Source organism: Pseudomonas arvensis (genome assembly GCF_056688935.1).
In genome coordinates, this window is record NZ_CP162038.1 from 5,764,302 (window position 1) to 5,782,524 (window position 18,223).

The 18,223-nt window shown below is 61.3% G+C and carries 14 protein-coding genes; 13 read left to right on the forward strand and 1 reads right to left on the reverse strand.

Going from position 1 to position 18,223, the window contains the following annotated elements; translation table 11 throughout:
• The first annotated feature begins 3 nt into the window (after nt 1–3).
• The 4 genes from AB3G88_RS26260 (at nt 4) to choV (ending at nt 3,457) form a co-directional block, all read left to right on the forward strand.
• The gene (locus AB3G88_RS26260; RefSeq protein ID WP_143522468.1) at nt 4–219 is read left to right on the forward strand and encodes a hypothetical protein; all 216 of its coding nucleotides are present in this window, start codon (nt 4–6) and stop codon (nt 217–219) included.
• 196 nt (nt 220–415) lie between these two features.
• Nucleotides 416–1,363 (forward strand): choline ABC transporter substrate-binding protein, encoded by a 948-nt coding sequence (locus AB3G88_RS26265; RefSeq protein ID WP_099585769.1) that lies wholly within the window; start codon nt 416–418, stop codon nt 1,361–1,363.
• Nucleotides 1,364–1,436: 73 nt separating this feature from the next.
• Nucleotides 1,437–2,282 (forward strand): choline ABC transporter permease subunit, encoded by an 846-nt coding sequence (choW, locus tag AB3G88_RS26270; protein ID WP_010207125.1) that lies wholly within the window; start codon nt 1,437–1,439, stop codon nt 2,280–2,282.
• Nucleotides 2,279–3,457 (forward strand): choline ABC transporter ATP-binding protein, encoded by a 1,179-nt coding sequence (choV, locus tag AB3G88_RS26275; protein WP_480452319.1) that lies wholly within the window; start codon nt 2,279–2,281, stop codon nt 3,455–3,457. Before choW ends, choV begins: the two co-directional genes overlap by 4 nt.
• Before the next feature lie 153 nt (nt 3,458–3,610).
• On the opposite strand, the gene AB3G88_RS26280 is transcribed toward choV, so the two are convergent.
• Nucleotides 3,611–5,545, reverse strand: a complete 1,935-nt coding sequence (locus AB3G88_RS26280; protein WP_250926185.1) for a BCCT family transporter — start codon at nt 5,543–5,545, stop codon at nt 3,611–3,613.
• 389 nt (nt 5,546–5,934) lie between these two features.
• Here AB3G88_RS26280 and betI point away from each other — a divergent pair, with 389 nt between their 5' ends.
• From betI to AB3G88_RS26325, 9 genes are all read left to right on the forward strand, one after another.
• Entirely contained in the window at nt 5,935–6,528 is a 594-nt protein-coding gene (gene betI / locus AB3G88_RS26285) for a transcriptional regulator BetI (RefSeq protein ID WP_032884029.1), read from the forward strand.
• A gap of 110 nt (nt 6,529–6,638) precedes the next feature.
• On the forward strand, nt 6,639–8,111 hold the full coding sequence (betB, locus tag AB3G88_RS26290; protein ID WP_480452321.1) for a betaine-aldehyde dehydrogenase: 1,473 nt from the start codon (nt 6,639–6,641) through the stop codon (nt 8,109–8,111).
• A 144-nt stretch (nt 8,112–8,255) separates the two neighbouring features.
• Nucleotides 8,256–9,950, forward strand: coding sequence for a choline dehydrogenase (gene betA / locus AB3G88_RS26295; RefSeq protein ID WP_480452324.1), 1,695 nt, complete (start codon nt 8,256–8,258; stop codon nt 9,948–9,950).
• 192 nt (nt 9,951–10,142) lie between these two features.
• Nucleotides 10,143–11,585 carry a TldD/PmbA family protein gene (locus tag AB3G88_RS26300; protein ID WP_250926158.1) on the forward strand — a complete coding sequence of 481 codons (1,443 nt, stop codon included), beginning with the start codon at nt 10,143–10,145 and terminating at the stop codon, nt 11,583–11,585.
• Nucleotides 11,585–12,901, forward strand: a complete 1,317-nt coding sequence (locus AB3G88_RS26305) for a TldD/PmbA family protein (protein WP_480452326.1) — start codon at nt 11,585–11,587, stop codon at nt 12,899–12,901. The genes AB3G88_RS26300 and AB3G88_RS26305 overlap by 1 nt, the downstream gene beginning before the upstream one ends.
• Nucleotides 12,902–13,091: 190 nt before the next feature.
• The gene (locus tag AB3G88_RS26310; RefSeq protein ID WP_480452328.1) at nt 13,092–13,982 is read left to right on the forward strand and encodes an alpha/beta fold hydrolase; all 891 of its coding nucleotides are present in this window, start codon (nt 13,092–13,094) and stop codon (nt 13,980–13,982) included.
• A 35-nt stretch (nt 13,983–14,017) separates the two neighbouring features.
• The gene (mdtD, locus tag AB3G88_RS26315) at nt 14,018–15,445 is read left to right on the forward strand and encodes a multidrug transporter subunit MdtD (RefSeq protein ID WP_099585776.1); all 1,428 of its coding nucleotides are present in this window, start codon (nt 14,018–14,020) and stop codon (nt 15,443–15,445) included.
• Nucleotides 15,446–15,575: 130 nt separating this feature from the next.
• Nucleotides 15,576–16,913: an ATP-dependent RNA helicase DbpA gene (gene dbpA / locus AB3G88_RS26320; protein ID WP_244643590.1), complete on the forward strand. Its 1,338-nt coding sequence runs from the start codon at nt 15,576–15,578 to the stop codon at nt 16,911–16,913.
• Nucleotides 16,914–16,966: 53 nt separating this feature from the next.
• Nucleotides 16,967–18,145 (forward strand): BaiN/RdsA family NAD(P)/FAD-dependent oxidoreductase, encoded by a 1,179-nt coding sequence (locus tag AB3G88_RS26325; RefSeq protein WP_099585778.1) that lies wholly within the window; start codon nt 16,967–16,969, stop codon nt 18,143–18,145.
• Nucleotides 18,146–18,223 lie beyond the last annotated feature (78 nt).

Below are 18,223 nucleotides of genomic sequence, written 5' to 3' on the forward strand. Positions count from 1 at the left end.
AACGTGAAACTCCTCGATAAGCACGGGCCGGGCTTGAACGAGCTGCTACGCTCAGATCGCCCAGATGGCGGCATCATCAAGGTTTTATCTGCCGTCACGGCGTCTCACACCGACGCACCCATGCTCACCAGCGTCGCACGCGTGCGAACACCTGTTTTGGCCGTTTTCAGCGGTGCAGATGGGCAAAAACTGCGGTTTTACCTTGGGAAAAACCTGTAAGCGACGTCACCGACACTGGATACGACCCTCCCTGTACTGGATACGACGCCCCCTGTAGGCGTCAGATTTTCACTGGTACATGATCAGTCTCGACTCGTTGGCAAGGCACCGTGGCAGAGCTGTTGTCGCACGCTCCAACCGCAACCCTTATAAAGCGCGGCGCAAGCCGCCAGAAAAAACACAGGAGTCTACCCAGATGAAAGGTTCACCCTCGTTGTTGTTGGCCGCCATGCTGAGTCTGCCAGTCATGGCACACGCTGCAGAACCGGAACAGTGCAAGACCGTCAACTTCTCCGATGTCGGCTGGACCGACATCACCGTCACCACCGCGACCACCAGCGAAGTCCTCAAGGGCCTGGGCTACAAGCCGCGCACCACGATGATTTCGGTACCAGTGACCTACAAGTCCCTGGCCGACGGCAAGAACATGGACATCTTCCTCGGCAACTGGATGCCGACCATGGAAAACGACATCAAGCAGTACCGCGATGCCGGCACCGTGGAAACCGTGCGCGCCAACCTGGAGAACGCCAAGTACACCCTGGCGGTCCCCGAAGCGCTGTACAACAAGGGCCTGAAAGACTTCGCCGATATCGCCAAATTCAAGGATGAGCTGGGCGGCAAGATCTACGGCATCGAGCCGGGTAACGACGGCAACCGCACCATCCAGACGTTGATCGACAAAGACGCCTTCGGCTTGAAAACCGCCGGTTTCAAAGTGGTCGAATCCAGCGAAGCCGGCATGCTCTCCCAGGTTGAGCGCGCCTCCAAGCGCGACCAGGCCATCGTGTTCCTCGGCTGGGAACCGCACCCGATGAACACCCGCTTCAAGATGAAGTACCTGACCGGGGGTGACGATTCGTTCGGCCCCAACTACGGCCAGGCCACCATCTACACCAACGTCCGCAAGGGCTACACCCAGGAATGCAGCAACGTTGGCCAACTGCTGAAAAACCTGTCGTTCACCCTGAACATGGAAAGCACCCTCATGGGTAACGTCCTGGACGACAAGATGAAGCCCGACGCAGCGGCCAAGGCCTGGCTGAAGAAAAACCCGCAAGTCCTCGACACCTGGCTCGCCGGTGTCACCACCGTTGACGGCCAACCTGGCCTTGCTGCCGTAAAAGCGTACCTCGACAAGTAAGTAACGCCGTTGTCCCCGGGGCGGTGCGCTGCCCCGGGATGTTTTCCCTCTTCGCATGTGGACATTCACTACCATGCTGACTGAACAGAAAATCCCACTAGGCCAGTACATCGCTGCCTTCGTCGAATGGTTGACCCAACACGGCGCCAACTACTTCGACGCAATCGCATCGACACTGGAAACGATGATCCACGGCGTGACGTTTGCGCTGACCTGGTTCAATCCGCTGGCATTGATCGGTCTGATTGCGCTGCTGGCTCACTTTATTCAACGTAAATGGGGACTGACTGTTTTTGTCATTGCCTCCTTCCTGCTGATCCTCAACCTGGGGTACTGGCAGGAAACCATGGAGACCCTGGCGCAGGTGCTGTTCGCCACCCTGGTCTGCGTGGTCATCGGCGTGCCGCTGGGCATTGTTGCCGCGCACAAACCGATGTTCTACACCATGATGCGGCCGGTGCTCGATCTGATGCAGACCGTACCGACCTTCGTCTACCTCATCCCTACCCTGACCCTCTTCGGGCTGGGTGTGGTGCCTGGGTTGATCTCCACGGTGGTGTTCGCGATTGCCGCGCCGATCCGCCTGACCTACCTGGGTATCCGTGATGTACCGCAAGAGTTGATGGACGCCGGCAAGGCCTTTGGCTGCTCGCGCCGTCAGTTGCTCTCGCGCATTGAACTGCCCCACGCCATGCCGAGCATTGCCGCCGGCATTACCCAATGCATCATGCTGTCGCTGTCGATGGTAGTGATCGCCGCGCTGGTCGGCGCCGATGGCCTCGGCAAGCCGGTGGTCAACGCGCTGAACACCGCCGACATCGCCCTGGGCTTTGAAGCGGGCCTGGCGATCGTGCTGCTGGCCATCATGCTCGACCGCATCTGCAAACAACCCGACGCCAAAGTAGGGGGTGATGCATGAGCATTATCCGATTCGACAATGTCAATGTGATCTTCTCCAAAGACCCACGCGAAGCCCTCAAGCTGCTGGATCAGGGCATGAGCCGTAACGAGATCCTGAAAAAGACCGGGCAGATCGTCGGCGTGGAAAAAGCCAGCCTGGATGTACAGAAAGGCGAAATCTGCGTGCTGATGGGCCTGTCGGGCTCCGGCAAGTCGAGCCTGCTGCGCTGCATCAACGGCCTTAACACCGTCAGCCGTGGCCAGTTGTTTGTAGAGCATGAAGGTCGCCAGATCGACATCGCCTCCTGCACCCCGGCCGAGCTGAAAATGATGCGCACCAAGCGCATCGCCATGGTGTTCCAGAAGTTCGCCCTGATGCCGTGGCTGACGGTGCGCGAAAACATCAGCTTCGGCCTGGAAATGCAGGGCCGTCCCGAGAAAGAACGGCGCAAGCTGGTGGACGAGAAACTTGAGCTGGTGGGCCTGACCCAGTGGCGCAACAAGAAGCCGGACGAGCTCTCGGGTGGCATGCAACAGCGCGTCGGCCTGGCCCGCGCCTTGGCGATGGACGCCGACATCCTGCTGATGGATGAACCCTTCTCCGCCCTCGATCCGCTGATCCGCCAGGGTTTGCAGGACGAGTTGCTGGAACTGCAACGCAAGCTGAGCAAGACCATCGTGTTCGTGAGTCACGACCTCGACGAGGCGCTCAAGCTGGGCAGCCGCATCGCGATCATGAAAGACGGCAAGATCATCCAGTACAGCGTGCCGGAAGAGATCGTACTCAACCCGGCGGACGACTATGTGCGCACCTTCGTCGCCCATACCAACCCGCTGAACGTGCTCTGCGGCCGCAGCCTGATGCGCACGCTGGACAACTGCAAACGTGTGAATGGTTCGGTGTGCCTCGATCCGGGCGGCGACTCGTGGCTGGACCTGGCCGAAGGCAACACCATCCAGGGCGCTCGCCAGAATGGCGTGGTGATGAACCTGCAGAACTGGGCGCCGGGGCAAGCGGTTGAAGGTTTAGGCCGGGTGCCGACGCTGGTGGACTCGAATATCGGCATGCGCGATGCGTTGCAGATTCGCTACCAGACGGGGAATAAGCTGGTGTTGCATGACAACAACAAGGTGGTGGGGATTCTGGGTGACAGCGAGCTGTATCACGCCCTCCTCGGCAAGAACCTGGGCTAACAAACACTGCAAAACCAATGTGGGAGGGGGCTTGCCCCCGATGGCGGTGCATCAGTAACAAATGTACTGACTGACACACTGCTATCGGGGGCAAGCCCCCTCCCACATTTGAAATCAATGGTGTCAGTGAGGACACCACAAGGCTTTCAACTATCAGCTATAGACACGGCCAAGGAGCTGCCGATGGCTTTCAAACTGATCGAGCACGTCCCGGGTAATCTGCTCCTGGGCGAAGCCCATCAGGTCGTACTCTTGAGGCCCGTTGTGCAGGTACACCTCGGCGCGGTAATAGCGGGTGCGTTCTTCTTCAGGCAAGTCGCTCGGCGCCGCCGAGTAAGCGTCCAGGCTCACTTCGTAGACAAACGGGTTGCCCTCTTCCATCTCGATCCGCACACCGATGCAGCGCTTGGATTTACCCAGCAGCGTCTGCACTTCCAGCCCCTGATCACGCAGCGCAATCGCGGCTTCTTCCAGCGCAGGCGTTACGTGCTTGTCCATAAAGCGCTGCACGGTGGCCTGGCTCGGTTGCAGGTCCAGGGCGGTCAAACGCTCGCTGAAACCACGACGCCCACGTTCAGCCAATTGCGCCTGCTCCTGTTCGATCGCCGCGTCCTGGCGCATGGCCTTGTGCAAACCGAACATGAAGAAAATCAGCACCACCGAAAACGGCAGCCCCGCCAACACCACCATGGTTTGCATGGCTTCGAAGTTGCCGGCAAACAGCAGGCCGATGGTCACCAGGGTGATCACCGCCGACCAGAAGATCCGCAGCCAGTGCGGCGCATCTTCATCCACGTTGCCGCCTTTGCACGAAAGGTTGGCCATCATCACCGCGCCGGAATCCGCCGGGGTCAGGAACAGCACGAAGCCCACAAAGATCGACACACCGATGACGATTTTCGACGCCGGGTAGTGCTCCAGCAGTTGGTAGATCGCCATGGACGGTTGTTCCAGGGCCGTCTTGCCCAACTCCACCGCCCCCTGGTTCAGCACCAGGTCCAGCGCCGAGTTACCGAAGATCGACAGCCACGCCAGGGTAAAGCCCAGCGGGATCAGCAGCACGCCGGCCACCAGTTCACGCACCGTACGACCACGGGAAATACGCGCGATGAACATGCCTACGAATGGCGCCCAGGAAATCCACCAGGCCCAGTAGAACAGGGTCCACAGGCCCATCCAGCGCTCGGTCTTCTCACCGTCGCCTTCGTACACATACAGGTCGAAGGTTTTCAGCACGATGCCGTTGAGGTAGTCACCGGTGTTCTGCACCAGGCCATTGAGCAGGTGCAGGGTCGGGCCGAACAGCAGCACAAAGATCAGCAAACCGCTGAACAGCACGATGTTGAGGTTGGACAAGCGACGAATGCCGTTCTCCACACCCGACACGGCGGCGATGGTCGCCACGGTGCTCATCACGATGATCACGATCAGCAGGTTGGTGTTGCTGTGTTCCATGCCGAACAGGTTTTCCAGCCCGGACGACACTTGCAGCGAGCCAATCCCCAGGTTGGTCACCAGACCCAGCAGGGTCACGAACATGCCGAAACCGTCCACCGCGTGGCCAGCCGCACCTTTGACCCAGCGCTCGCCCATCAGCGGGTACAACGCCGAGCGCAAGGCCAGCGGCTGGTTGTGGCGGTAGGCAAAGTAGGCCACGGCCAGGCCGACCAAGGCATAGATCGCCCAGCCATGCAGGCCCCAATGCAGGAAGGTCAGTTGCAACGCCTGACGCGCCGCACCATTGCTGGCGGCCGCGCCTTCGGGCGGGTTGAAGTAGTGATCCAACGGCTCCGAGGCGCCGAAGTACAGCAACGAGATGCCGATGCCCGACGAGAACAGCATGCCGGCCCAGGCGCCGTAGCTGAAATCCGGGGTGTCGTCCTTGCTGCCCAGTTTCAACTTGCCGTAGGACGAAAACGCCAGGCCCACCACGAATACCAGGTAAGCGGCGATGACCACCATGTAGTACCAGCCGAAGCTTTTCGACAGCCACGCCTGGGCAATGCCGAGCATGCGCCCGGCCTCCTGCGGGGCGATGATCAGGATGGCGGTCAACAACAGGATCAGCGCGGTGGAGGTGTAGAACACCCAACCGTTGACCCGCACCTTTTCCGGCGGGGTCTTTATAAGAGAGGCAGAACTCATGGCGCAGATGCTCCGGGCAGTGCGAGAGAGAAACACAAGGCAACGGTTATCCCAGGCCATCGATTTTTCGGCAGTCGACGGACGGGTGTTATAAAGACACCCCGAAAATTCTTGCGCCCCGTCGATGCGGTGCCAGGCGCTCAGGTGGCCTGTTTCAAGGGTTTTCCAGGTGTCAGATGTCGCAGCTCCCGGGTAGGAAATACCTGTAGGCAGCGACCATTTGTCGCAGAGCTTATTCTTTGTTGATTGAACGTTCAATCAAAACAAAATAGACTGGCCATCAAGCCGACGGACGTTCATCGCCCATCGGCAGGCCTAAGGAGAGGTGCTACATGCCCAAGGTCGGTATGCAACCCATACGCCGCCAGCAGTTGATCGAAGCCACGCTGACGGCCATCGATCAGGTCGGGATGGGCGATGCCAGCATTGCGCTGATCGCCCGTCTGGCCGGCGTTTCGAACGGCATCATCAGTCACTACTTCAAGGACAAGAACGGCCTTATTGCAGCGACGATGCGCTACTTGATGAACGCGCTGATTGAGAACGTCCACGAACGCAGGCTTGCGCTCACGGACGACAGCCCACGGGCACATCTTCAGGTGATCATCGAGGGCAACTTCGATGCCAGCCAGGTCAACGGCCCGGCAATGAAAACCTGGTTGGCCTTCTGGGCCACCAGCATGCACCACCCGTCATTGCACAGGTTGCAGCGGATCAACGATCAACGTCTGTATTCCAACCTGTGCTGCCAGTTCCGCCGAACGCTGCCGCTGCCGCACGCACGCAAAGCAGCCCGAGGCCTGGCGGCCCTGATCGACGGTTTGTGGTTGCGCGGCGCCCTGTCGGGAGACGCTTTCGACACAGCGCAGGCGCAACGGATCGCTTACGAATACATGGATTTCCAATTGGCCAAGCAGGTGAGTTAGAGCACACATAACCGCTCAACCCCTGAACTGCCGTCGCTCAGTGTTGCCACACCCTTATGGCCCACTTGGCGGCGGTCAACGCCAACCACTTATGCACTTGCGAGGACTTTATGGCCCGTTTCGAACTGCAAAAACTCTACATTGACGGCGGCTACAGCGACGCTGGCAGCGATGCCACCTTCGAAGCCATCAACCCGGCTAACGGTGAAGTTCTCGCCCAAGTGCAACGCGCAACGAAAGAAGACGTTGAACGTGCCGTGGTCAGCGCCGAGAAAGGCCAGAAAATCTGGGCCTCCATGACCGCCATGGAGCGTTCGCGCATCCTGCGTCGTGCCGTCGACATCCTGCGCGAGCGCAACGATGAGCTGGCCGCCCTGGAAACCCTGGACACCGGTAAAGCCTTCTCCGAAACCAAGTACGTCGACATCGTCACCGGCGCCGACGTGCTGGAATACTACGCAGGCCTGGTGCCGGCCATCGAAGGCGAGCAGATCCCGTTGCGCGACACTGCCTTTGTCTATACCCGCCGCGAGCCGCTGGGTGTGGTTGCCGGTATCGGCGCGTGGAACTACCCGATCCAGATCGCCCTGTGGAAATCCGCACCGGCCCTGGCTGCCGGTAACGCGATGATCTTCAAGCCAAGCGAAGTGACGTCGCTGACCACCCTGAAACTGGCCGAGATCTACACCGAAGCCGGTGTTCCAGACGGTGTTTTCAACGTCCTGACCGGCAGCGGCCGTGAAGTCGGCACCTGGCTGACCGAGCACCCGCGCATCGAGAAAATCTCGTTCACCGGCGGCACCGACACCGGCAAGAAAGTCATGGCCAGCGCGTCGAGCTCTTCGCTCAAAGACGTGACCATGGAACTGGGCGGCAAGTCCCCACTGATCATCTTCGACGACGCCGACCTCGACCGCGCCGCCGACACCGCGATGATGGCCAACTTCTACAGCTCCGGCCAGGTCTGCACCAACGGCACACGCGTGTTTGTTCCAAAGCACCTGCAAGCAGCCTTTGAAGCCAAGATCGTCGAGCGTGTTGCGCGCATCCGCGTCGGCAACCCGGAAGACGAAAACACCAACTTCGGCCCGCTGGTCAGCTTCGCCCACATGGAAAGCGTGCTCGGCTACATCGCCAAAGGCAAAGAGCAAGGCGCCCGCCTGCTGTGCGGCGGCGACCGCCTGACCGACGGCGACTTCGCCAAAGGCGCGTTCGTGGCACCGACTGTGTTCACCGACTGCACTGACGACATGGTGATCGTGCGTGAAGAAATCTTCGGCCCGGTGATGAGCATCCTCACCTACGAGACTGAAGAAGAAGTGATCCGTCGCGCCAACGACACCGACTTCGGCCTGGCTGCCGGCCTGGTCACCAAGGACCTTAACCGCGCCCACCGCGTGATTCATCAGTTGGAAGCCGGTATCTGCTGGATCAACGCCTGGGGCGAGTCCGACGCGAAAATGCCGGTCGGTGGCTACAAACAATCCGGTGTGGGTCGTGAGAACGGCATCAGCTCGCTGAACAACTTCACCCGCATCAAATCGGTACAGGTTGAGCTGGGCGATTACGCGTCGGTGTTCTAAGAGCCCGAGCCTTGTACTGCCTTTGAGGCCGCCATCGGGGGCAAGCCCCCTCCCACACTTTGATTTGTGAACACATTCCAAATGTGGGAGGGGGCTTGCCCCCGATGAGGCCCGACCTGACCAACTTCAAAGAGGGTGCATCCAATGTCCCAAGAATACGATTACATCATTGTGGGTGCCGGCTCTGCCGGTAACACCCTGGCGACCCGTCTGACCGAAGACGAAGGCGTCACCGTCCTGCTGCTGGAAGCCGGCGGCCCCGACTACCGCATGGACTTCCGTACCCAGATGCCCGCCGCCCTGGCCTTCCCGCTGCAGGGTCGCCGCTACAACTGGGCCTACGAGACCGATCCAGAGCCACACATGGACGGCCGCCGGATGGAGTGCGGTCGCGGCAAAGGCCTCGGCGGCTCCTCGCTGATCAACGGCATGTGCTACATCCGTGGCAACGCCATGGACTACGACAACTGGTCGAAGCTGCCAGGCCTGGAAAACTGGACCTACCTCGACTGCCTGCCGTATTTTCGCAAGGCCGAAACCCGCGATATCGGCCCCAACGACTGGCACGGCGGCGATGGCCCGGTCAGCGTGACCACGCCTAAAGCCGGCAACAATCCACTGTTCCACGCCATGGTTGAAGCGGGCGTGCAGGCCGGTTACCCGCGTACCGAAGACTTGAACGGCTATCAGCAGGAAGGTTTCGGCCCGATGGACCGCACCGTCACGCCGAACGGCCGTCGCGCCAGTACCGCTCGCGGTTACCTGGACACCGCCAAGAAGCGTTCGACCCTGACCATCGTCACCCACGCCCTCACCGACAAAGTGCTGTTCGAAGGCAAGCGTGCCGTTGGCGTGCGTTACCTGATCGGCGCGGCTGAAGAGCGCATTGAAGCCCGTGCACGCAAGGAAGTGCTGGTGTGCAGCGGCGCAATTGCCTCGCCGCAACTGCTGCAACGCTCCGGCGTCGGCCCGGCCAAATTGCTGGAAAGCCTCGACATCCCGGTGGTCCACGACCTGCCCGGCGTCGGTGAAAACCTGCAGGACCACCTTGAGCTGTACCTGCAATATGCGTGCACCCAACCGGTGTCGCTGTACCCGTCGCTGCTCTGGTACAACCAGCCGGCGATCGGCGCCGAATGGCTGTTCAACGGCACCGGTATCGGCGCCAGCAACCAGTTCGAAGCGGGCGGTTTTATCCGTACCCGTGAAGAGTTCGAGTGGCCGAACATCCAGTACCACTTCCTGCCGGTCGCGATTAACTACAACGGCAGCAACGGCGTGAAAGAGCACGGTTTCCAGGCGCACATGGGCTCCATGCGTTCGCCGAGCCGTGGCCGCATCCAGCTGAAGTCCAAGAACCCACGGGACTACCCGAGCATCCTCTTCAACTACATGGCCACTGAGCAGGACTGGCAGGAATTCCGCGATGGCATCCGCCTGACCCGTGAAATCATGCAGCAGCCGGCCCTGGACCAATACCGTGGCCGCGAAATCAGCCCAGGCATTGAAGTGCAAACCGATGAGCAGTTGGACACGTTCATCCGCGAGCACGCCGAGACCGCGTTCCACCCGTCCTGCTCGTGCAAGATGGGCACCGACGAGATGGCCGTGGTCGATGGCGAAGGTCGCGTGCATGGCATGCAAGGCCTGCGTGTGGTCGATGCTTCGATCATGCCGATCATCACCACCGGCAACCTGAACGCGCCGACGATCATGATCGCCGAGAAAATCGCCGACAAGATCCGTGGCCGCCAGCCATTGCCGCGCAGCACGGCTGACTACTATGTAGCAGGCGGTGCGCCGGTGCGCGGCAAGCCGATGCGTGAGATTGCGCAGTAACTGATAGACCGCGGCGCTTCCATCGGGGGCAAGCCCCCTCCCACACTTTGATTTGTGAATACATTCCAAATGTGGGAGGGGGCTTGCCCCCGATAGGGCCCGAACAAACAACGCACAACCACCTCCCTTGATCAGCTCCCAGCCCAGGCCTACTCTGTCTGCCTGCGCTGAGCCGCCCACAAGGAAGGCCCCATGTTCGACCACCACGCCACACTCAAACGGCACTTCAGTGCCCTGCGCACCTGCGCCGAGTTCTTCTCCCTGCGCTACGTGCGCGAATCCGGCCAGTACCTGTCGGTGCGCAAGAACGTCGCCGAACCGCCCCACTTGAGCCACGACGAAGGCGCCATGCTCACCGTGCGTCTCAACGGTGTTGAAGCCTACGCCGCGACCAACGATATCTCCCTTGCCGGCCTGCAAGCCGCCCTTGAGCGTGCCGAACAGCAAGCCCGGCAGATCAAGCCTCATGCCCTGCTCGACCTGCGCGACCAACACGTGTCCAGCGACGTGGCCGACTACCTGTCGCCCGATCTCAGCCAGCCCTTCCCGTCGCTGAGCGACTGCTACCAACTGCTCGGCGACGAATCGGCCGCCGTGCCCAGGGATGAGCGTCTGGTCAGTTGGGATGTAAGCCTCGGCCTGACCCACGTCGAGCAGATCTACCTCAACACGGCCGGCGCCGAACTGCGCCAGGCCCAGCGTTTTGTGTTCCCCGGCGTCAACGTCACGGCCTTCGACGGCAACGACAGCCAGACCCGCACGCTCGGCGGCAGTAACTTCGGCCAGCAAGGCGGGTTTGAGGTGATCAACCGCTTCGGCCTGGTCGGCGCCGCGCCGCGCATTGCCGACGAAGCCCTGCAACTGCTGCTCGCGCCGAACACGCCACAAGGCCCGCGCGACCTGCTGCTGATGCCGGACCAGATGATCCTGCAGATTCACGAGTCCATCGGCCACCCACTGGAGCTGGACCGTATCCTCGGCGACGAGCGCAACTACGCCGGCACCAGTTTTGTGAAGGCCAGCGACTTTGGCCACCTGCAATACGGCTCCAGGCTGCTCAACGTGACGTTCGACCCGGACATTCCCGAGCAACTCGCCAGCTACAGCCATGACGACGACGGCACCGCCGCCAGCAAGCAATTCCTGATCCGCGAAGGGCTGTTGATCAAGCCATTGGGTGGAGCGCTGTCGCAATTCCGATCGGGCATGAGCGGCGTGGCCAACAGCCGCGCCAGCAGTTGGAACCGCGCACCGATCGACCGCATGGCCAACCTGAATATCGAGCCCGGTGACAAGAGCCTCGCGCAGTTGGTGGGCGGCATCGAAAGCGGCATCCTGATGTCGACCAACCGTTCCTGGTCCATCGACGATGCGCGCAATAAATTCCAGTTCGGCTGCGAATGGGGCCAGTTGATCGAAAACGGCGAACTCAAAGGCGTGGTGAAGAACCCCAACTACCGGGCGATTTCCGCGCAGTTCTGGCGCAAGCTCAGCGCCGTGGGTGACGCCAGCACCTCCAAGGTGCTGGGCACGCCGAACTGCGGCAAGGGTGAACCCAACCAGGTGATCCGCGTCGGCCACGCCTCGCCAGCCTGCGTATTCAGCAACGTAGATGTATTTGGGGGAGATGCCTGATGAACAACTTCACGGCATTGGTGCAGTGGCTCAAGCAAGCCATCACCGACAAGGAACAATTTCACCTGGGCTACGCGGCGGAATCGTCCGAGTTCGTGCGCTTCAACCACGCCAAGGTGCGGCAGGCCGGGCAAGTGCAGCAGGCCAGCCTCAACCTCAAATTGATCAACGATGGCCGCCATGCCGACCTCGGCATCACCCTGGCCGGCGAGCCTGAGCTGGATCGCCAGCGCCTCGCCGCCGGCCTGCAACAGCTGCGCGAAACCTTGCCGCTACTGCCTCTCGACCCGTATCTATTGCTCAACCAGAACGCCTGGCACAGCCACAACGAACAGGCCCAGCCGTTGCCCGACCTGGGCCTCGTACTGGAGGACATCAGCCAGGCTGCCGACGGCGTGGACCTGGTCGGGATCTATGCCGCCGGGCCGATCAGCCGTGGCTTTGCCAGTTCCGACGGAGCCTTCGGCTGGCACCAGGCCAATAGCTTCAACTTCGATTTCAGCCTGTTCCATGCCAACGGCGAAGCGGTAAAGGCCAGCTACGCCGGGCATACCTGGGACAGCGCGGAATTCGCCCGCCGCTTGCAACAGGCCCGCGACCAGCTTGAGTTCCTCGGCCGACCGCTGCATACCCTGCCACCCGGAGAGTACCGCGCCTACCTGGCCCCGGCGGCACTGGAAGAAATCATCAGCATCATCACCTGGGGTGGTTTCTCCGCCCAGGCCATCGCCAGCAAAGGCAGCTCGCTGCAAAAACTGTACGCCGGTGAGCAACACCTCAGCCCGCTGGTAACGGTGAGCGAACAGATCAGCGGCTCCCTGAGCCAGGCGTTTTCCAGTGAGGGCTACCCGCGCAGCGATGTCACGCTGATCAACGCCGGCAAGGCCGACGGCCAACTGGTGAACTCGCGCAGCGCCGCCGAATATGACCTGAGCGCCAACGGCGCCGGCAGCGACGAATCCCCCAGCGCCTTGCAGATGGCCGCAGGCAGCCTGGCCCAGACCGAGATCCTCAAGCAGTTGGGCACCGGCCTGTACATCAGCAACCTGTGGTACCTGAACTACTCCGACCTGCCGGCCGCACGCCTGACCGGCATGACGCGCTTCGCTACGTTCTGGGTGGAAGACGGCGAAATCAAGGCGCCGGTCAGCACCATGCGTTTTGATGACAGTGTCTACAGCTTGCTGGGTTCGCAGTTGGAAGCGCTTACCGCCGAGCGCGAGTTGCTGTTGTCGGCCAGTACCTATGGGCAGCGCAATACTGCGTCCAACCTGCTCCCCGGCGCCTTGGTAAAACGCCTGACGCTAACCCTCTAAACACTGCAAACCCAATGTGGGAGCCGGATAGCCCCCTCCCACATTGCTTAGCGTGATTTCAGAGACTTCGTTTCACCTATTCCTACCGCCAAATCCCATCTCACACGTCTCCCCGTGCAGCCTGTTGTCGCCTGCAAAAAACCTCGTTATAACGGTTAGTGGCATACCGCCACACACCGGAAGTGATGCGATGAACCATGGAAGTTTCGTCATACAAAAGCTGTTCAAACACTACAACGTTCACGTGGAGCAACTGGGTCACGACCCGCAAAAGAAGACGGTGCTGATGGTCAATGGCGCGCTGTCCACCACGCGCTCCTTCGCCCGCACCAGCAAATGCCTGGCTGAGCAGTTCAATGTACTCATGTTCGACTTGCCATTCTCCGGCTACTCCCGCGAGCACAACACCGACCTGGACCTGGTGACCAAGGACGACGAAGTACAGATGCTGCGCGCCCTGGTCGAGCGTTTCGAGGTCAACCACTTGGTGTCGGCCTCCTGGGGCGGCATCTCCACGCTGCTGACCCTGGCGCACAACCCGCCGTCCATCGAAAGCTCGGTGGTGATGGCCCTGGCGCCCAACCTCAATCAAGCGATGCTCGACTATGTGGAGCGTGTGCGCGTGCTGATCGAGGCCGATGACAAGTCCGCCGTCGGCCACTTGCTCAACGAGACGGTCGGCAAATACCTTTCGCCCCGGCTCAAGCGCAACAACCATCGGCACCTGTCGACCATGGCCACCACCGAGTACCGGCAGGCGCGCTTTCATATCCATCAGGTGCTGGGCCTGGGCGACGGCAACTACCTGCCCGCACTGCGGCAGATTGAAACGCCGGTGCATTTCCTCAACGGCGCCCTGGACGAATACACCCCGGCTGCCGAAGCCCAGTTGTTCAAGCAGTACGTGGCGCGCAGCAGCTTTGCCGTGGCCGAGCACACCGGCCATTTGCTCGATCTGGAGTCCCGCGAGGCCGCGTTGTCGGTGCACCGCGCCCTGCTGAATTACCTGGTGGGTGAGCACGCGACGTTGTCGGACTTAGACGAACCGCCAGTGGGAAAAAGCGCGACGGATGGCGCATAATCGCCAACACATAGCCTGCTAACAAAAGGGTTCCCATGCCGAATCGCGTCCCGCTCGATGCCAAGACCGCCCGCTGGCTCCCCTGGGTGGTGGCGATTGCCTTCTTCATGCAGTCGCTGGATGGGACGATTCTGAACACCGCACTGCCGGCCATGGCGCGGGACCTCGCCGAGAACCCGCTGCGCATGCAAGGCGTGGTGATCGCCTACATGCTCACCGTCGCCCTGCTGATCCCGGCGTCGGGCTGGATCGCCGACCGCTTCGGCACCAAGAAAATCTTCTTTGGCGCGATCATGCTGTTCAGCATCGGCTCCTTGCTGTGCGCGTTGTCCAGCAGCCTGACCATGCTGGTGGGCGCGCGGGTGGTCCAAGGTTTGGGCGGTGCGTTGATGCTGCCCGTGGGCCGGCTTGTAGTCTTACGTGCTTACCCACGCTCCGAGCTGGTGCGAATCATGGGCTTCATCACCATTCCCGGCCTGCTCGGCCCCTTGCTAGGCCCGACCATGGGCGGCTGGATGGTGCAATACCTGACCTGGCACTGGATCTTCCTGATCAACCTGCCGGTGGGCATGATCGGTTGCTACGCCGTGTGGAAATTCATCCCCGACCTGCGCGGCAGCGAGCGCACGCGCTTCGATGGCATCGGCTTCCTGCTGTTCGGCGCGGCGATGGTGCTGATCACTATCGCCATGGAAGGCCTGGGCGAACTGCACCTGCCGCACCTGCGGGTGATGTTGCTGCTGTTCGGCGGGCTGGCGTGCCTGGCGGCGTATTGGCTGCGGGCCGGGCATATCGACAATGCGCTGTTCTCGCCGGTGCTGTTCAAGACGCGCACCTTTGCCGTGGGCATTCTGGGCAACCTGTTCGCCCGGCTGGGCAGCGGCGCGCTGCCGTTCCTGGTGCCGCTGCTGTTGCAGGTGGCGCTGGGCTATTCGCCGTCGCAGGCCGGCATGAGCATGCTGCCCCTGGCGGCGGCGGCGATGTTTGCCAAGTCGGTGGCGCGGCCGCTGATCGAGCGCCTGGGTTATCGCATCGTGCTCACCGGCAACACGCTGGCGCTGGGCCTGATGCTCGCCAGCATGGGCCTGGTCACGGAACAAACGCCCTACCCGTTGCTGCTGGGCATGCTCGCGGTGCTGGGGGCGATCAACTCCCTGCAATTCACCGCGATGAACACCGTGACCCTGATCGACCTCGACGACGCCCAGGCCAGCAGCGGCAACAGTCTGCTGTCGGTGGTGGCGCAATTGTCCCTTAGCCTGGGCGTGGCCTGTGCCGGTGCGCTGCTCGGCGGGTTTACTGCCGAAGCGGGCAATGATGGAGTGGACAGTATCCTCGGCGCTTTCCAATTGACCTTCCTCACCGTGGGCATCATGGCGATGCTGGCGGCGGCGATCTTCCTGCAACTGTCGCCAAAAGACGGCAAACGGGTGGCCAACCCGGACCAACATATCGAGCATTAACCGGCGGCTCGTCTAGAACTTGCAAGGAAATTCCCACGGTACTGGTACACTGCGCGACATTTTGTTTTGCAGAGCCAGTCCCGTGACCACCATCGCCACCGCTTTTAATACTTTGCCGCTCTCCGCCGCCATGCTGGCTAACCTCGACTCGCTGGGTTATGTCGAGATGACGCAGATCCAGGCGCAAAGCTTGCCGGTGATCCTCAAGGGGCTGGACCTGATTGCCCAGGCCAAGACCGGCAGCGGCAAGACCGCAGCCTTCGGCATCGGCCTGTTGAACCCGATCAACCCGCGCTACTTCGGCTGCCAGGCGCTGGTGATGTGCCCGACCCGTGAACTGGCCGACCAGGTGGCCAAGGAAATCCGTCGCCTGGCCCGTGCCGAAGACAACATCAAGGTCCTGACCCTGTGCGGCGGCGTGTCCCTCGGCCCGCAGATCGCGTCCCTTGAACACGGCGCCCACGTGATCGTCGGCACTCCGGGCCGCATCCAGCAACACCTGCGCAAAGGTTCGCTGGTGCTGGACGGCCTGAACACCCTGATCCTCGACGAAGCCGACCGCATGCTCGACATGGGCTTCTACGACGCCATCGAAGACATCATCAGCAAAACCCCGCCACGCCGCCAGACCCTGCTGTTTTCGGCCACCTACCCGGTGAGCATCAAGCAGTTGGCGTCCAAGTTCATGCGCGCACCGCAGCAAGTGAAGGCCGAAGCCTTCCACTCCGATGACCAGATCGAGCAGCGTTTCTTCGAGATCTCGCCGGAAGAACGCATGGACGCCGTGACCAAGGTGCTGGCGCACTTCCGCCCAGCCTCCTGCGTGGCGTTCTGCTTTACCAAGCAGCAAGTGCAGGAAACCGTCGACCACCTGACGGCCAAGGGTATTTCCGCCGTTGGCCTGCATGGCGACCTGGAACAGCGCGACCGTGACCAGGTGCTGGCGATGTTTGCCAACCGCAGCACCTCAGTGCTGGTGGCCACTGACGTCGCCGCCCGTGGTTTGGACATTGATGCGTTGGACATGGTGATCAACGTCGAACTGGCCCGCGACTCGGAAATCCACATCCACCGCGTTGGCCGGACTGGCCGTGCGGGCGAGACCGGTATCGCCATCAGCCTGGTGGCGCCGTCCGAAGCGCACCGCGCCCAGGCCATCGAGCAACTGCAGAAGTCGCCACTGAACTGGGACCAACTGGACAACCTCAAGCCGCAAAGCGGCGGTCCGTTGCTGCCGGTGATGAGCACGCTGTGCATCGCCGCTGGCCGCAAAGACAAGGTGCGTCCGGGTGACATCCTCGGTGCACTGACCGGCGACGCCGGCATCCCCGGCGCTCAGGTCGGCAAGATCGCGATCTTTGACTTCCAGGCGTTCGTGGCCGTGGAACGTGGCATCGCCAAGCAGGCGTTGCAGCGCTTGAATGACGGCAAGATCAAAGGCCGTTCGTTGCGCGTGCGCATCCTGTAAGAAATCTCCAACCCAATGGAGATCCAAATCAGAATTTGCATGAGGACACCGTTTTGCGCTCGACCGAAGTTGTGATCATTGGCGCCGGCGCCGCAGGCTTGATGTGTGCGCTGACCGCCGCCGGGCGTGGGCGTAAGGTGATGTTGATCGACCATGCGAACAAGGCTGGCAAAAAGATCCTGATGTCCGGCGGTGGCCGCTGCAATTTCACCAATATGTACACCGAGCCTGCCAACTTCCTCTCGCACAACGCGCACTTCTGCAAATCCGCCCTGGCCCGCTACACCCAGTGGGATTTCATTGGGCTGGTGGCCAAGCACGGCGTGCCGTATCACGAGAAGAAGCTCGGCCAACTGTTCTGCGACAACAAGTCCAGCGACATCCTCGGCATGCTGCTCGACGAGTGCATCCAGGCGGGCGTGAACATGCACCTGGACACTTCGGTGCAGGAAATCGCCAAGGTCGACAGCGGTTATCAATTGCAGACCACCTTGGGCGAACTGCGCTGCGAATCCCTGGTGATCGCCACCGGCGGCTTGTCGATACCGACCTTGGGCGCCACCGGTTTTGGTTATCAAGTGGCCAGGCAATTCGGCCACGAACTACTGCCGACCCGCGCAGGCCTGGTGCCGTTCACCATCACCGATCAGCTCAAGGACTTGTGCGGCGAGTTGTCCGGCACCTCCGTGGATTGCCTGGTCAGCTGCAACGACCAGAGCTTTCGCGAGAACATCCTGTTTACCCACCGTGGCCTGAGCGGGCCGGCGATCCTGCAGATTTCCTCGTATTGGGAATCCGGCGACACCGTGGAAATCAACCTGCTGCCCGACCACGACGCCCACACCTGGCTGCAACAGCAACAGGCCGAGCGCCCCAACAGCGAGCTGAAAACCTTGCTGGGTGAGATCTTCACCAAGAAGATGGCCAACCTGCTGGCAGAGACGTGGTTTGTGTCCAAGCCGATGAAGCAGTACACCCACGCAGAGATCGCCGACATTGCGCAGAAGCTGGGCAGTTGGCAGCTGGTGCCGGCGGGTACCGAGGGTTATCGCACCGCCGAGGTGACGTTGGGCGGGGTGGATACGCGAGAAGTGTCGTCCAAGACCATGGAGTCGCTGAAAAGCCCTGGGTTGTACTTCATTGGTGAAGTGCTGGATGTGACCGGGCACTTGGGTGGGTTTAACTTCCAGTGGGCGTGGGCGTCGGGTTACGCTGCTGCGCAGTACGCCTAGAGGATGTACTCGGTCAAATGTGGGAGGGGGCTTGCCCCCGATGGCGGTGTATCAGTCAAAGATGTTCTGGCTGACACA

What these genes read in the sequence shown, in the direction of transcription:
- choW (WP_010207125.1), top strand. Translation starts at nt 1,437, where the DNA reads ATGCTGACTGAACAGAAAATCCCACTAGGCCAGTACATCGCTGCCTTC.
- choV (WP_480452319.1), top strand. Translation starts at nt 2,279, where the DNA reads ATGAGCATTATCCGATTCGACAATGTCAATGTGATCTTCTCCAAAGAC.
- dbpA (WP_244643590.1), top strand. Translation starts at nt 15,576, where the DNA reads ATGCTGGCTAACCTCGACTCGCTGGGTTATGTCGAGATGACGCAGATC.
- betB (WP_480452321.1), top strand. Translation starts at nt 6,639, where the DNA reads ATGGCCCGTTTCGAACTGCAAAAACTCTACATTGACGGCGGCTACAGC.
- AB3G88_RS26310 (WP_480452328.1), top strand. Translation starts at nt 13,092, where the DNA reads ATGAACCATGGAAGTTTCGTCATACAAAAGCTGTTCAAACACTACAAC.
- AB3G88_RS26305 (WP_480452326.1), top strand. Translation starts at nt 11,585, where the DNA reads ATGAACAACTTCACGGCATTGGTGCAGTGGCTCAAGCAAGCCATCACC.
- AB3G88_RS26300 (WP_250926158.1), top strand. Translation starts at nt 10,143, where the DNA reads ATGTTCGACCACCACGCCACACTCAAACGGCACTTCAGTGCCCTGCGC.
- AB3G88_RS26265 (WP_099585769.1), top strand. Translation starts at nt 416, where the DNA reads ATGAAAGGTTCACCCTCGTTGTTGTTGGCCGCCATGCTGAGTCTGCCA.
- betA (WP_480452324.1), top strand. Translation starts at nt 8,256, where the DNA reads ATGTCCCAAGAATACGATTACATCATTGTGGGTGCCGGCTCTGCCGGT.
- mdtD (WP_099585776.1), top strand. Translation starts at nt 14,018, where the DNA reads ATGCCGAATCGCGTCCCGCTCGATGCCAAGACCGCCCGCTGGCTCCCC.
- betI (WP_032884029.1), top strand. Translation starts at nt 5,935, where the DNA reads ATGCCCAAGGTCGGTATGCAACCCATACGCCGCCAGCAGTTGATCGAA.